Genomic DNA, 289 nt, shown 5'->3' with positions numbered 1-289 from the left:
CGGCCCCGGCGGCAAGGCCGCGCTGCGCGCCGCGCTGGCCGCCGAGCGCGGCGCGGCGCTGGTCGCCAGCGAGAAGCAGCCGCACCGGGCCCGGCTGGTCGCCCGGGCGCTCGCCGGCAACCCCGGCCCGTACACCGTGATCGCCGCCGACGGCACCCGCCCCGCCTGGCGCTCCGGCGGCTTCGACCGCGTCCTCGTCGACGTCCCGTGCTCCGGCCTCGGCGCCCTGCGCCGCCGCCCGGGCCAGGTAGGCCTCGGCCAGCTCGGCGAAGTCCTCCTCGGTGCGCAG

At 81.7% G+C, this 289-nt stretch carries 1 pseudogene; it reads left to right on the top strand.

Going from position 1 to position 289, the window contains the following annotated elements:
- Positions 1-289, top strand: a pseudogene (locus tag ABD308_RS24890) (hypothetical protein); the annotation flags it as partial.

Source organism: Kitasatospora putterlickiae (genome assembly GCF_039527695.1).
GTDB classification, from domain to species: Bacteria; Actinomycetota; Actinomycetes; order Streptomycetales; family Streptomycetaceae; genus Kitasatospora; species Kitasatospora putterlickiae.
Note: the sequence above shows the minus strand (reverse complement) of the source record. Positions and strands in the feature narration are given on the sequence as shown.